The organism is Arsenophonus endosymbiont of Aphis craccivora (genome assembly GCF_013460135.1).
Lineage (GTDB): Bacteria > Pseudomonadota > Gammaproteobacteria > Enterobacterales > Enterobacteriaceae > Arsenophonus > Arsenophonus nilaparvatae.
On record NZ_CP038155.1, the window covers coordinates 972,960 to 986,944 of the forward strand.

Sequence of the window (13,985 nt, forward strand, 5' to 3'; positions counted from 1 at the left end):
GGATTGACGGGATATATTGATTAGTTTCTGTCTTTGGGAGAAGAAAATGAATTCTTTTCTGCGCTGGCTTTATACTGCTGCTATTGTTTTTATTGTCGGTTGCAGCAGTGAAAACTGGCGTAAAAATGAAGTCTTTGCTGTCCCATTGCAACCCAAATTGCAACAAGAAGTAATATTGGCTCGTATGGAGCAGATCCTTGCGAGCCGGTCGTTGTCCGATGATGAATATGCACAGCTTTTATATGAACGCGGTGTGTTGTATGATAGTCTCGGATTGAGGGCGTTAGCGCGCAATGATTTTACCATGGCGCTAGCTATACGTCCTGATATTCCGGAAGTTTTTAATTTTCTGGGAATATATTTTACACAGGCAGGCAATTTTGATGCTGCCTATGAAGCGTTTGATTCTGTTTTAGAGCTTGATCCAACTTACAATTTCGCGCGCATGAATCGGGGTATTGCACTGTATTATGGTGGGAGATATCGATTGGCGCAGGGTGATCTGCTGGCATATTATCGACAAGATACAAATGATCCTTTCCGCAGCTTATGGCTTTATTTAGTGGAGAAAGAGATAAAACCAAAAATGGCGCAAGCCAATTTCTTATCTCGTTATAACCAAGCGGAAAAAGGGCAATGGGGCTGGAATATAGTTGAATTCTATTTAGGTAAAATCAGTGAAAAAACATTGATGGTTCGTCTGAAAGAGAATTCAACAGATAACACTTCGCTCGCTGAGCATCTTAGTGAAACTAACTTCTATTTAGGTAAATATTACCTAAGTCTGGGGGATAATGATAACGCTATAGCGTTATTCAAGCTTACGGTAGCTAGCAATGCACATAGCTTTGTTGAGCACCGCTATGCTCTTTTGGAACTGGATTTGTTAGGTCAGGCACAAGACGACCTTTCAGAATCAGGCTAACAGTAGCGACGAACATATCATCACTGCTTTTTTAAGTCTTCATCGATTGTGATGAGGGCTTGTTGTTCGTTTAATAACATAATTTGAGCCAGTTCACATTTTAAATGAAAATGACAGAAATTTTTTTCGCAGAGTTATGTAAACTGGCCGCCATAATAAATGAGGCACTTTTGCATGACTAATGAGACTGAAATCTCTTTTGCTGATTTAGGTTTATCAACACCGATTCTTTCTGCACTAAATGACCTTGGTTATGAAAAACCATCGCCAATCCAGCAGCAATGTATCCCCTATTTATTAGATGGGTGTGACGTATTAGGTATGGCACAAACCGGTAGTGGTAAAACCGCCGCTTTTAGTTTACCGCTATTACATAATATAGATATCACATTGAAAGCCCCTCAAATCTTAGTGTTGGCACCAACGCGTGAGTTAGCCGTACAAGTTGCGGAAGCCATGGGTGAATTCTCCAAACACATGCGTTCAGTAAATGTAGTCGCACTTTATGGTGGGCAGCGTTACGATTCGCAACTACGCGCACTAAGGCAAGGCCCACAAATTGTAGTAGGAACTCCTGGTCGCTTATTAGATCACTTGAAACGAGGGACGCTAAATTTATCCCATTTACGTGGCTTGGTTCTTGATGAAGCGGACGAAATGTTACGTATGGGGTTCATTGAAGACGTTGAAAATATCATGAGTCAAATCCCAACCGAGCATCAAACGGCACTATTTTCTGCCACAATGCCGGAAGCGATCCGTCGTATTACTCGTCGTTTTATGAAATCACCAAAAGAGATCAGCATTCAATCCAGTGTGACGACGCGTCCAGACATTACCCAAAGTTATTGGTCTGTCTATGGCATGCGTAAAAATGAAGCATTAGTTCGTTTTTTGGAGGCTGAAGATTTTGATGCGGCAATTATTTTTGTACGCACTAAAAATGCCACATTAGAGGTTGCTGAAGCGCTTGAACGTAGTGGCTATAATAGCTCGGCTCTAAATGGCGATATGAATCAAGCTCTACGTGAGCAAACTTTAGAGCGTTTGAAAGATGGCCGTCTTGATATATTAATTGCCACCGATGTCGCAGCACGCGGTCTAGATGTTGAACGTATTAGTTTAGTTGTTAATTATGACATACCGATGGATGCAGAATCTTATGTGCATCGAATTGGTCGTACCGGTCGAGCAGGTCGTGCTGGGCGTGCTATTTTGTTTGTCGATAATCGTGAACGTCGACTACTACGCAATATTGAACGTACCATGAAGCAGCCAATTGCCGAAGTTGAGTTACCAAGTTCTACGCTGTTAAGTGAACGTCGCCAAGCTAAATTTGCTGAAAATATTCAAAAGCAATTAGAAAGCGGTGATTTAGAAAAATATCGTGCATTACTGGCTAAATTAGTTGTTGATGATGATCTGGATATGGAAACCTTAGCTTCCGCACTATTAAAAATGGCGCAAGGTGATCGGCCGCTAATATTGCCACCTGATCCTGTTCGTCGTGCAAAACGTGAATTTAATTCACGTGATGAGCGTCGTCGCAGTAACGGCACTTCTGAACGTAGTCCGCGTCGCGAGCGTCGTGATGTCGGTGATATGGAATTGTACCGTATTGAAGTTGGTCGTGATGATGGCGTTGAAGTTCGCCACATTGTCGGTGCAATTGCTAACGAAGCAGATATTAGTAGTCGTTATATTGGTAATATTAAATTGTTTGCTTCACACTCAACAATAGAGTTACCAAAAGGTATGCCAAATGAATTACTTAATCATTTGACACGTACACGTATTTTGAATAAGCCAATGCAAATGCAATTGTTAGGTGAAGCACAACCGTTTGAACGTCGTGGTAACGGTGTGCAGCGTAATGGTGGTGAATTACGTGAGCGAGGACGTCGCTTTGGTAATGAACGTCGTAGTGAGCGTGAACAGTTCAGTGGTCGTAACGAAGGGAATAATAACGCTGGATTACGCCGTCGTAGCAATCACAATATCTAATGTAATAGGATTATTGTCCTATTTAGCGCCAAAAGCTGAATTCAATTGAATTCAGCTTTTTGTTTATTAAAAGGTTATCAACCGAATTAGCATAATCCTAACGCTTCTTTAAAGACTTTCAGGTAGCGACGGCTGATCGGAATATGCTGATCATTACTTAATACCAGTTTTGCCTGATTATTTTCAGTAAAAATAATTTCTTTTAGTTGGGCCATATTGATCAAGTATTGGCGGTGGCAACGAACCAATGTGGTACGCATTTCGATAGTGCGTAGTGTCAGTTCGGTAAATCCTTCTTGATTTTTGTTGTTCATAACATATACACCATTCATACGAGATGTAATGTAGAGCACTTCGCCAAGGGGTATCAACCAAATACGATTATGGCCTACACATGGAATGTATTTAAGGGAGATATTACTCGACAATTGTTCAATATTCTGTTTTTGTCGATAGTGATGTAACCGCTGAAGGGTTTTTGATAAACGGTTTTTTTCTAACGGTTTTAGCAAATAGTCAAAAACATGCTCCTCAAAAGCTTGAATAGCGTCTTCGTCGAAAGCGGTAACAAATATAATATAAGGCCGATGTTGCGGACCGAGCATTTGTACCATTTCAAGTCCTGTAATGCGAGGCATTTGAATATCAAGGAAAACAACATTCGGTTTTTTATGATGAATAACCCTGAGCGCTTCAATGGCATTAGAGCATTAGCTAATAATATCAATATTGGCTTCCTGCTCTAATAGGTAACGTAAATTCTCGCGTGCAAGAGGTTCGTCATCAACAATTACAATCTTCATTGTTAAGTCGCCTGGTTTGTTACGTTAATATCGGTGATACACAGCCTGACACAAGTAAATTGTTCTGGTTGGCAGAAGATATTGATACCATATTGTTCACCGTAGTGGAGTTTCAGACGCTTATCTACCAGCTTTATGCCTAATCCATCATTGATTTCCGCAGGTTGATATAATCCTGCATTATCTTTAATTTCAATATAAATATGCCCATGTTGTTGAAAGGCACGAAGGCTAATTCGGCCAGTATTTAATAAATGTGCGGTTCCATGTTTGATCGCATTTTCAACTAGAGGTTGTAGTGAAAACGTCGGTAATTTAGTGACTTGCAATTTTGGCGGGATCTGGATTTTAATTTGCAGATGCTCACCAAAACACGCTTTTTCAATTTGTAAGTAAGTGTTTACATGTTCAATTTCTGCATACAATGTTGTTATCGTTTCAGGGCGTTTTAAATTTTTACGCAAGAAGATAGAGAGTGAGTTTATCAGTTCAGTAGCTTGTTTGCGGTCGTTACGTATCACGGCTTGTAGGGTATTGAGTGTATTAAATAAAAAATGAGGATTAACTTGTGCATGAAGCAATTTTATTTCTGACTTTAACAAAGATTGTTTATTTCGTTCATATTGGCCGGATAGAGTTTGGGCGGATATGAGGCTAGCAATAGCCTCTCCTAAAGTAAGATTAATTGAACTAAATAATCGATTTTTTCCTCATAAAGCTTAATGGTACCAATAACTTGTTGATTTTCTGCTCGTAACGGGATCACTAAAACTGAACCAATTTTACAGTTGATACTCATTGAGCATTGATAGGGTTCTTCATTTCTGTCTGCGTATACCACCTGATTATTTTTAATCGCACGCATTGTTGGTTTAGAAGTAAGTTTAGCGCCGGCAATATGATGATCAGAGCCAATGCCAACAAAAGCGAGAATTTTTTCTGTATCAGTGATTGCAACTGCACCAATTTGTAATTGTTGATAAATAATCTTAGCAACATGCATACTATTATGAGTATTAAATCCTTGGCGCAATATTCCTTCGGTATGAGCCGCAATTTTTAACGCTTGGGTAGAAAGGGCCGTGGTATATTTTTCAATAATAGCGCGCCTATCCAACAAAATACGAATAAATATCGCTGCACCTATACTATTGCTAATAATCATCGGCAGGGCAATATTTTTAACCAGGGCGATAGCGTTAGCAAAGGGTTTTGTTCGTAATAAAATGATTAACATTTGCAGAATTACAACTAAAAAAGTCACACTGGCAGCAGTATAGGGATTAAACAGCTTGTTGATTTGCATCTGTTTTATGTAATAACGATGTACCAATCCGCCAATTAAACCCTCCATAATCGTTGACAGCATGCAACTAGTTGCTGTTGCACCACCGAGTGAATAACGGTGTATTCCGCCGGTAATACCAACCAATATTCCCACACTGTGACCGCCGAGGAAACCGCTTAATACGGTACCGATGGCGCGAGTGTTAGCAATTGCATCACCAATATATAACCCCAAATAGCTACCGATAATTGAACAAGCAGCAAAGATAACATAACACATCAGCTTATGAGAGGTAAAAATCGTGACTTTTAATAATGGAATAATGAGCGTGGTTTTACTAAGTATCCAGGCGATAATTAAATAAACACACATTTGTTGGAGTAATAACAGTAATAAATCAAAGGCATACATAGTTAATCCAGTAAAAAATACATTTCATGGTATCGCATAACTGAATGAGCAAGACTAAAATTGAATGGTTACTAGTCAAAATATGAGTAGGATAAAGATTAGATTGTACAATAGTAAAGGTATACCGTCTGTTTTGTGCGATTTAGAGCACGAATTTATTAACAACTTACATTTTAAAAGCGCATACTGAATTGTTTGTTAATTGCAAACAGTATAGTTGTATGTGAAATAGTTAAGGTATGTTATAGTTAATATGAAAAGAAGAATCTCATTTTTAGTGCTACTGATGCTGATCGTTGTTGCGATTGCTGTATTGCTTTATACACAGAATAAGCACATTTTGTTACAAGGAGAAGTTGATGCACCTGAAGTCATCGTTACCTCTAAAGCTAGAGGACGTGTAATTGAGCGTCATATTGAACGCGGTGACATGGTACAAAAAGGACAATTGTTGATCACCTTGGAAAGCGCGGAATTGCAAGCGCAACTAGCGGCATTGAAGGCAGTACGTGATCAAGCTAAAGCGCAACTTGATTGATCTTTAAATGGTACTCGCGAAGAGACGATCAGTAATGTTCAAGCTGTATTAAAACAGGCCCAATCCCAATATACCAATGCAAATAACGAATATATCCGACTGAATAATTTATCGGGTAAAGGCTATGTTTCGGCTAATGAGTTAGATAAAGCACGGCCGGCGAAAGATGTCGCTTTCCATCAGGTAAATAGCGCTCAGGCGCAATTAGATGAAGCTAAAAATGGTGATCGCATTGAATTGCGGAATAAATATGCCGCTGCATTACGGCAAACCGAGCAACAAATGATTGAGTTGCAGGTGCAAGTTGATGATTTACTTGTTAAAGCACCGGTTGATGGTGAAGTTGGCCCCATACCGGCCGAAGTTGGCGAATTATTTAATGCCAATAGCCCACTGCTGACACTTGTTTGTTTGCCACAGGCCTACTTTATTTATAATTTACGCGAAGATATTATGGCCTACGTTCGTAAAGGCGATAAGGTATCGATACGTGTTCCTGCTTTACAGGACAAAATTATTGTAGCGGAAATACGCTATATTGCACCAATGGGCGACTATGCAACTAAACGCGCAACACGTGCAACTGGAGACTTTGATTTAAGGACATTTGAAGTACGCTTTTATCCACTAGAGCCTATTGATGGATTGCGTCCTGGGATGAGCGCACTGTGGGCTTGGGATAAATAGATGTTTTTTATGACAATAAAAGCAATATGGGCTAACTTTAGTTTTGCTTGTAATCAAGAAATACAGATTGCTGTTCGTAGCCCGATCCTACATTGGTTAAGTTGGATATTTCCATTACTTCTATTTATATTAGTAAGCGATAACTTTTCTGAAGGAACCTTGTTAAATCTTCCGGGTTCAGTGGTTGATCATGACCATAGCCTATTATCAAATAAGTTAATTCGTAATTTAAATGCAGCGCCACATGCTGATATTAAAGAGATTGATGGCACAATCAATACTTCGTTATTACGTTTAGGCAGTGCTAAAGATTATGCTTTGCTCTACATTCCCTCTCATTTTGAAAAGGATGTTCTTACGGGTCGGCAACCGACAGTCAGAATGTATTATAATGCCTTATTTTATGCCTCTGGCAGTTATGCCATCCAAGATTTTAGCGGGGTAATCGCTCAACTGAATGCACAATTCCGTCCAATATTAGCTTCATCAATGGGACGTAGTATACCTCCTTTGGCCATAGTTACCCTCTCTTATGACAGTCTGTTTAACCCTAGTGGAAACTATATCTATTATCAGCAATTTGCTGCTACTATCCATATGTTACAGTTGTTTGTTATCACTTGTACTATCTATATTATGTCGCGTGGCACGGCATTATTAACCAACAAAACATTTACCAGTGCATTATTAGGCAAATTAGCGCCTTACACCCTGTTTTTTACCACATTATTATTAATTGAAATTGCTGCTCTCTCTTTTTTCTTTGACGCTCAAATTACCGGTAACCCGTTTTACCTTTTGCTGATGGGCTTTTTTTATGTCATTGCCGTCCAGAGTGTCGGTATGTTGTTATTCGTTTTTACCAAAAGTATTTTTACTGCCTATAGTTTGATCGGCATGTTGGTTAGTCTGGCATTAGCTTTTTCCGGTTTTGCCATGCCAATAATGGCAATGGCTTGGCCCGCACAGATTGTAGCAAATATTCAACCACTTACTCATGTACTAAATGTGATGTTTGATATTTTTTTGCGAGATGTTTCTTTGCTACGCGTCATGCAAGTCTGTTTAATATTACTAATTTACCCTGCTATTTGTGCCTTTTTGATCCGTAATCGCCTGTTAACAAGGCTAAGAATGCAGGAGGCATTTTGATAAAGCTATATTTTCGGACTTTTTATCGGGTATTACTTGGCATGTTGGCAAAGCCTATGTGGTTATTGTTGTTGATTTCGTTATCGATTATGAGTCTGGTTTATATTCGGCCAGTACTGTGGGATTTGCCGGTAGCAATTATTAATCAAGATCATAGTTCTGCTAGCCGCTTACTGATGAACCGACTGGATACGATACCAAAAATAAAATTACACAGTTATGATGATTTTGCCAGAGCAAGGGCTGATATGCGTGAACGGAAATTGTTTGCCATTATTCTTATTCCTATCGATTTTGAAAAGAGTTTACTCAATGGTAAAAATATTACGGTACCCGTTTATGGTGATGGTACTAATTGACTTGCCAGCGGCCAAATACAGCAAGAAATTTCCTCTGCTTATATTCAGTTGTTAAACGAATATAATACTCAACGGCTAAGAAATGCAGGGTTTACTGATCAACAGGCCAGTACATTATTAACACCCATTAAAGGAATAACAGAACCTTTATTCAATCCGGGCCCGAGTTTTGCTGCGATTGTTTTTCCAGGTTTATTGGTCATGTTATTACAACACTCATTGTTAGTCGCTTGTGTGAAAGCCTATATTGACGTTCACAGAGCGGCAAACGGCAAAATTTCATCCGCTGTTTATCTGGGGGCATGGTCAGCGTTGCTACCCATTTGGTTATTCCTATCGGCCATCTTTTTTGCACTTTGGCCTTGGGTATTGGGTTACCGACAAGAAGCACCACTTTATCAGCTTGTGATCGTCACCTTACCATTCTTATTGGCGGTTTTAGGATTAAGTAAGTTTGTTACCGAATTTTTACGTAGTGTCGAAATGATTTATCTAACACTGGCTTTTCTAACCACGCCGGTATTTTATATTTCAGTCGCTATTTGGGCATTACAAGCAATGCCGGATTGGGTAAGAATGGTTGCTTATTCCTTACCTTCAACATGTGCAATAAAAACGATAGCGGGTATTAACCAACTTGATTTAAGTTTATCTGACGTAGGTATTGATATCTTGATGATGCTAATGTTAGGCACAATTTATGCGTTACTTGGCATATTGATCAATATGTTACGTAGTGGCGAACTGCGCCAGTTCAGCCACCATTTGCGTTGTTTATTGAAAAGAAAAAAACGTTATTAATTTTTATGGTATAAGCGATAAACCGGCTGCGTGCCGCCAAAAGCCGTTACAGTTTGTATCATTAGTTAATGTTAGTGGATACTGACCTTGCTGATTAGCTCTAAATTGTTCGAAAATACTGAGTGAATCTAGATTTTCAGCGGAGATCCGCACTATATCGACTAATCCGACCATTGACGTTTGTTCATTGCCTAGATTATAGCAGTAGCCACTTTGCGTCTGGGTACCATTTAGGGTAAAGAGTAATTTCTTTTCCTGCGAAAAGACTTTTCTACCCTGTGGATATTTTTCACAACAAGTATCACAGTTATCTTTATGGCGATTTTCTGAGCGGGCAGTAAAACAGCGAGCTGACAGTGCTAGTGGTAGATGTCCATAACCAAATACTTCGACTTCAAAATTGTGGCGAAATCCTAGCTGTTCACATTGATAAAGCAGATATTGTAACCAATCACGAGAAAGTTCAATCGGTAAGCACCAACGTATCATTCCTTGGCGATAAAGCAGGCGTAAGGTATAGGCATTGTAGCAATTGAGTCCATATCCTGCCATAAAGGGTATTTTTTGCTCAATAAGCTTATTAACGACACCGAAATCGTGTGCTTCAACTAAAAATTCACCATTATCGACCAATTTAGCTATTTGTCGAAGCTCGGCCGCGTTTTGCAATAAAGATAAACTAGAGATTACTACTTGTTTACCGTGTAAAGTTATTTCTTTTGCCAGTTCAAGCCAGTCTGCTGCTTGCATTTCTCGACGCTTACTACAAACCGTTTCACCAAGATAAATAATATCTGCGCTACTGTTCATCGCTTGTTGATAAAACTGAATTAATGTTTCTTTTGACCAATAATAAAGTACTGAACCTAAGGAATATTTCATTTTTCGTCTTATCCTATTGCCATTTACGATGATAAGCACCTAATGTGGTCTGTTTACCTTCAGAGAGATTTTCCAATACATTGCTCCAGTTTTGATTGGTAATGAATTTTTTAGGATCATTTTTGCAATAATCAATAGCTTGCCGCCAGATATGGGTAACGTCGCCAACATAAGTTGGGCTTCGCTGGCGGCCTTCGATTTTGACAGCGGCAATATCTGCCAGCATCAATTCTGGTAACAATTCCAACGTATTTAGGCTAGTAGGCTCTTCTAATACATGTTTTTTCCATTGAGACAGTATCTTCCTTTACAAAGAGTTGGGTAACTAGCATTTTCATTATTTGAATAGCAATCGATTAAAATGTTATTTAAGCGCGACTCCATACCTTGGTCGGTTTGTTGCCAGCGTACAAATCTGGCTGGAGAACAAGCCCCCACGGTATTGGGTGATTCTCCTGTCAGATAAGAAGAAAGATAACAGCGTCCTTCCGCCATGATGCAAAGGCTGCCGAAAGCAAAAACTTCCAATGCTACCGGGCTGGTTTTGCCTAACTGTTTAACTTGATGTAATGATAGAACACGAGGAAGCACTATTCGTTGGACAGCGAAATTACGGTGATAAAATTGAATCGCTGCAATATTTGTCACTGAAGCTTGAACGGAAACATGACGTTCAATATGGGGATATTTATTGGCCGCATATTCTAAGATAGCCAGATCAACCAGGATCAGCGCATCAACACCGATTTGCGCAGCCATATCAACAGCGGATAGCCAGCGATTAAAACCATTGGGGTGAGCAAAAGTATTGATAGCAACATGTAATTTGCAATTATGATCATAAACGTATTTGACGGCTTCAACCAATTTTTTTTCGCTAAAATTTAAACCAGCAAAATGACGTGCATTAGTGTCATCTTTAAAACCAATATAGACCGCATCAGCTCCATTATCGACAGCTACTTTTAAGGCAGGCAGGTTGCCTGCCGGACATAATAATTCCATTGATGATCCTAGCGTATAGTTAGATGTCTATCGATTGTAGTCAAGGTGTAATATGGTTGTTTTGACTTAAACCAGATTACTTTCTTTTGTGAATTGATTTTGCTGGATGGAGCATAAAATTGAACGGACTTAATCTATTGTTGGTTAAATTTTGATGTGGATTCAAGGATATTAATTAATAATTTGGCAGAATTGATGATTATCATTAATGCTTAAAAATATATCATAAAAGTGTAAGAGGAATTTGCAACGTGTTAAAAAAAATTCGCCAGCAAATTATCCAACAAGGGCCTAAATTGATGCGTTTACCATTAAAAGCTACGCCTTTTATATTAGAGCGTCAAATTCTGGAGCAATTACTAAGTTGGCAATTTCAGCAGGCATTAAACGATGGCGAACTGGATTTTTTGCAGAATAAATGGCTAAGAGTTGAGGTGCAAGATGTACAACTTGTTTGGTATATTAGCCTGCAGGCAGGTAAAATCATAGTTAGTAAGGATCAACAAGCAGATGTCAGTTTTTGTAGTGATGCGAATGATTTAATTTTAATTGCCGCGCGTAAATAAGATCCTTATACCTTATTTTTCCAACGTCGATTGCATATCGAAGGTGATACAGAGCTTGGTTTGTATGTAAAAAACCTTTTAGATGCATTTGAGTTAGAGACCATGCCGGCAATTTTACGTTTTGGTTTATTGCAATTAGCCGATTTGATTAAACTAGTATAAAATAAAAATATTGATTATAAAGAGCGTGCATTATCATGCTAATTCGAGTTGAAATTCCTATTGATGCGCCAGGTATTGATCAATTATTACGTCAAACTTTTTCCACCGATGCTGAGGCTGATTTGGTGCAGAAATTGCGTCAGGACGGTTTATTGGTATTGGGAATGGTGGCGACTGATGATACAGGAAAAATTATTGGCTATATCGGTTTTACGTTAGTAGATGTCAACGGTGATAAGGAGTGTCAATGGGTGGGGTTAGCTCCATTAGCTGTTGATAGCGCTTATCAGCGACAAGGTATTGGGGCAAAATTGGTTTGTGAGGGATTAGATAGTCTAAACGAATGTGGTTATAAAGCGGTAGTAGTGTTGGATGATCCGGACTATTACCGTCGTTTTGGTTTTACTAAGGCTTTACCGCATACATTAACATGTAAATGGCCTGGAATGGAGGCCTATTTTCAAGTTTATGCGTTAGATAATGGTAATTTAGCCGATTATTCAGGATTGGTTAAGTTTTCGTCTTATTTTGATGATTGCTAATTTGGCAAGATAACCAACCAGATCTAAAGGTTGGTCTGCGACAAGTTGTTCTTTTTGTGCTTTGGTTAATTGTTTTATTTGATATTCTAAGGACAATGCATCTGAATGACTTGTTAGTTGGCATTGGTAGACTAATAAAAGAGGGGGGGTTACCTCTTAAAGCTTTAGCACCTTTGCCTCAGAGAGGTTTTTGTAGGCGGCGCTCGATATCTGTGGTGATAACAGTATAAAGCGTATTTTGTCCATTTTTTATCAAGTAAATTGACCAATGCTTTTTCATCATATTGGTTTGATTAAATTAGGTTTTAGTTAATTTTATAGAAAAAATAAGTCAATGTTCTATACTGATTTTGTGGTGATTATGTGCCCTGTAAGGTGTGTAAACACTATTTTAACAAAATTAAAAGAATTATTTTTTATATGTTATTCATTTTTTTTGAAAGACAGCAACAAAAAAAACTAATCCAAAATTTTAACTAGTGCCTATACTATGATCTATATCACAGGAATAACCAATAATATTTCTGAATGATAATAATCAATTAAGGAGTTTATGATGAAAAAATTACCAGCTGCTTTAATTTTGGTTTTAGGTGCGTTGTCATGCGGTGCAATCGCTGATGAGGCAAAACAAGTCATGCAATTTCCTACCCAGTAGCCAATGGATGTTGTCTCTGTTGTTGTGGTAGAAACGCCTACTAGTGCCGTTGAGCAGTTAGCTAAAGAAGATACCAAAAAAGGGGCAACTACTAGCTATTATGTTACCTTTTTAGCCTATACACAAAATAAAGTACAAGCTAATGCTCGCATCTATGGTAACAGTCAAGCTACTTCTCCAGCCTATAGATAATTGGTAGTATAAATTATCGGATGATGATAGCGCTTTAATTTTTGATAAAAACACGCTGAAGAGTTATTCTCAGCGTGTTTTTACTTAAGTATATATATTACGACTATGTTAGCTGATCAATCATCATTAGCTATTATGCAACAATATCTTTCGCGTCAGCATGTTTTTTCGCTATTTACCTCTTTTCAGTCAGATGTCTGGCCTGCCATTTGTTTTTATACCTTTAACTCCCAAACGATGTCGTTATATTTTTTGACTGAAACCAGTACTTGCCATGGGCAACTGATGCTTAAAAACCCGTTTGTGGCTGGCACTATTTGTTGTCAAAATAAAACAGTGGCCAACATACAAGGAATACAATTTATCGGTAAAGTCGATTATCTAACCGGTAAAGAAGAAAAGCAAGCCAGGCAAGATTATAATCGACGATTTCCAGTCGCTATGGCAGCCAGTATCCCTATTTGGCAATTATCTTTACAACAGATCAAAATGGTCAATAATAAGTTAGGTTTTGGCACTAAACAGGTCTGGCATCGTGATAGTTAATTCAGTCTATGGATCACTTGATTATGACTACCTCGCCATAATAGATTGGGGTCATAGCGCGCTTGAATAAATTTACCATCAACTAATACATCAAGATAGTTAACCACGGCTCGTTGATTATCAGTTAATTGGTTAAGGGTATAACCGGTCCACAACCAAATATCTTTATCTGGGCATTCGCGTTTAATGCGTTTAACCAGTTGTAAAATCGTCTCTACATTTTGTGGATGTAATGGGTCGCCGCCAGAGAGGGAAAGTCCCTGACGAACGAGCCTTTGGTCTTGCAAATCAGTGATGATTTGATTTTCTATTGCTTGGGTAAACGGTTTACCCGAATCAATTTTCCAGGTGCTTTTGTTGTAACAACCTTTGCATTGATGGAGACAGCCCGCAACAAATAACGTACAACGTGTTCCTGGGCCATTGACCACATCAACCGGGTAATATCGATGATAATTCATAAT

9 protein-coding genes and 7 pseudogenes are annotated in these 13,985 nt (G+C 38.7%); 10 read left to right on the forward strand and 6 right to left on the reverse strand.

Annotation, left to right across the window (positions count from 1 at the left end; all coding sequences use genetic code 11):
* Nucleotides 1-46: 46 nt before the first annotated feature.
* From nlpI to E3U36_RS05205, 3 genes are all read left to right on the forward strand, one after another.
* Complete coding sequence (nlpI, locus tag E3U36_RS05195) at nucleotides 47-925, forward strand: lipoprotein NlpI (protein WP_180817331.1); 879 nt, start codon at nucleotides 47-49, stop codon at nucleotides 923-925.
* A 110-nt stretch (nucleotides 926-1,035) separates the two neighbouring features.
* Complete coding sequence (yrbN, locus tag E3U36_RS13190) at nucleotides 1,036-1,107, forward strand: protein YrbN (protein ID WP_366212778.1); 72 nt, start codon at nucleotides 1,036-1,038, stop codon at nucleotides 1,105-1,107.
* Entirely contained in the window at nucleotides 1,100-2,929 is a 1,830-nt protein-coding gene (locus tag E3U36_RS05205; protein WP_180817332.1) for a DEAD/DEAH family ATP-dependent RNA helicase, read from the forward strand. The genes yrbN and E3U36_RS05205 overlap by 8 nt, the downstream gene beginning before the upstream one ends.
* An 86-nt stretch (nucleotides 2,930-3,015) precedes the next feature.
* On the opposite strand, the pseudogene btsR reads toward E3U36_RS05205, so the two are convergent.
* Nucleotides 3,016-3,732, reverse strand: a pseudogene (btsR, locus tag E3U36_RS05210) (two-component system response regulator BtsR).
* A gap of 2 nt (nucleotides 3,733-3,734) precedes the next feature.
* Nucleotides 3,735-5,431: pseudogene (locus E3U36_RS05215) on the reverse strand (LytS/YhcK type 5TM receptor domain-containing protein).
* Between the two features lie 253 nt (nucleotides 5,432-5,684).
* Here E3U36_RS05215 and E3U36_RS05220 point away from each other — a divergent pair.
* From E3U36_RS05220 to E3U36_RS05230, 3 genes and pseudogenes are all read left to right on the forward strand, one after another.
* A pseudogene (locus E3U36_RS05220) lies at nucleotides 5,685-6,656 on the forward strand (HlyD family secretion protein).
* A gap of 9 nt (nucleotides 6,657-6,665) precedes the next feature.
* Entirely contained in the window at nucleotides 6,666-7,808 is a 1,143-nt protein-coding gene (locus tag E3U36_RS05225; RefSeq protein ID WP_180817544.1) for an ABC transporter permease, read from the forward strand.
* Nucleotides 7,808-8,968 (forward strand): annotated as a pseudogene (locus E3U36_RS05230) (ABC transporter permease). The gene E3U36_RS05225 and the pseudogene E3U36_RS05230 overlap by 1 nt, the downstream one beginning before the upstream one ends.
* Nucleotides 8,969-8,971: 3 nt before the next feature.
* On the opposite strand, the gene E3U36_RS05235 reads toward E3U36_RS05230, so the two are convergent.
* Both E3U36_RS05235 and ubiU read right to left on the reverse strand, forming a co-directional pair.
* Complete coding sequence (locus tag E3U36_RS05235; protein ID WP_180817545.1) at nucleotides 8,972-9,850, reverse strand: U32 family peptidase; 879 nt, start codon at nucleotides 9,848-9,850, stop codon at nucleotides 8,972-8,974.
* 13 nt (nucleotides 9,851-9,863) lie between these two features.
* A pseudogene (ubiU, locus tag E3U36_RS05240) lies at nucleotides 9,864-10,855 on the reverse strand (ubiquinone anaerobic biosynthesis protein UbiU).
* Nucleotides 10,856-11,106: 251 nt separating this feature from the next.
* Between ubiU and ubiT the strand changes: the two are divergent.
* A pseudogene (gene ubiT / locus E3U36_RS05245) lies at nucleotides 11,107-11,583 on the forward strand (ubiquinone anaerobic biosynthesis accessory factor UbiT).
* 35 nt (nucleotides 11,584-11,618) lie between these two features.
* Nucleotides 11,619-12,125 carry a GNAT family N-acetyltransferase gene (locus E3U36_RS05250; RefSeq protein ID WP_180817333.1) on the forward strand — a complete coding sequence of 169 codons (507 nt, stop codon included), beginning with the start codon at nucleotides 11,619-11,621 and terminating at the stop codon, nucleotides 12,123-12,125.
* Here E3U36_RS05250 and E3U36_RS13405 read toward each other — a convergent pair.
* Nucleotides 12,084-12,405 (reverse strand): annotated as a pseudogene (locus tag E3U36_RS13405) (GIY-YIG nuclease family protein). The gene E3U36_RS05250 and the pseudogene E3U36_RS13405 sit on opposite strands and share 42 nt — an antisense overlap.
* Before the next feature lie 381 nt (nucleotides 12,406-12,786).
* Here E3U36_RS13405 and E3U36_RS05255 point away from each other — a divergent pair.
* Entirely contained in the window at nucleotides 12,787-12,975 is a 189-nt protein-coding gene (locus E3U36_RS05255; RefSeq protein WP_180817334.1) for a DUF1471 domain-containing protein, read from the forward strand.
* A gap of 105 nt (nucleotides 12,976-13,080) precedes the next feature.
* The gene (locus tag E3U36_RS05260; RefSeq protein ID WP_180817335.1) at nucleotides 13,081-13,521 is read left to right on the forward strand and encodes a YhbP family protein; all 441 of its coding nucleotides are present in this window, start codon (nucleotides 13,081-13,083) and stop codon (nucleotides 13,519-13,521) included.
* Here E3U36_RS05260 and nrdG read toward each other — a convergent pair.
* The gene (gene nrdG, locus E3U36_RS05265) at nucleotides 13,518-13,982 is read right to left on the reverse strand and encodes an anaerobic ribonucleoside-triphosphate reductase-activating protein (RefSeq protein ID WP_180817546.1); all 465 of its coding nucleotides are present in this window, start codon (nucleotides 13,980-13,982) and stop codon (nucleotides 13,518-13,520) included. The genes E3U36_RS05260 and nrdG overlap by 4 nt on opposite strands.
* Nucleotides 13,983-13,985 lie beyond the last annotated feature (3 nt).

Coding starts and splice junctions, on each gene's coding strand:
- nlpI (WP_180817331.1), top strand. CDS start 47: ATGAATTCTTTTCTGCGCTGGCTTTATACTGCTGCTATTGTTTTTATT.
- E3U36_RS05205 (WP_180817332.1), top strand. CDS start 1,100: ATGACTAATGAGACTGAAATCTCTTTTGCTGATTTAGGTTTATCAACA.
- E3U36_RS05225 (WP_180817544.1), top strand. CDS start 6,666: ATGACAATAAAAGCAATATGGGCTAACTTTAGTTTTGCTTGTAATCAA.
- E3U36_RS05235 (WP_180817545.1), bottom strand. CDS start 9,850: ATGAAATATTCCTTAGGTTCAGTACTTTATTATTGGTCAAAAGAAACA.
- E3U36_RS05250 (WP_180817333.1), top strand. CDS start 11,619: ATGCTAATTCGAGTTGAAATTCCTATTGATGCGCCAGGTATTGATCAA.
- E3U36_RS05255 (WP_180817334.1), top strand. CDS start 12,787: ATGGATGTTGTCTCTGTTGTTGTGGTAGAAACGCCTACTAGTGCCGTT.
- E3U36_RS05260 (WP_180817335.1), top strand. CDS start 13,081: ATGTTAGCTGATCAATCATCATTAGCTATTATGCAACAATATCTTTCG.
- nrdG (WP_180817546.1), bottom strand. CDS start 13,982: ATGAATTATCATCGATATTACCCGGTTGATGTGGTCAATGGCCCAGGA.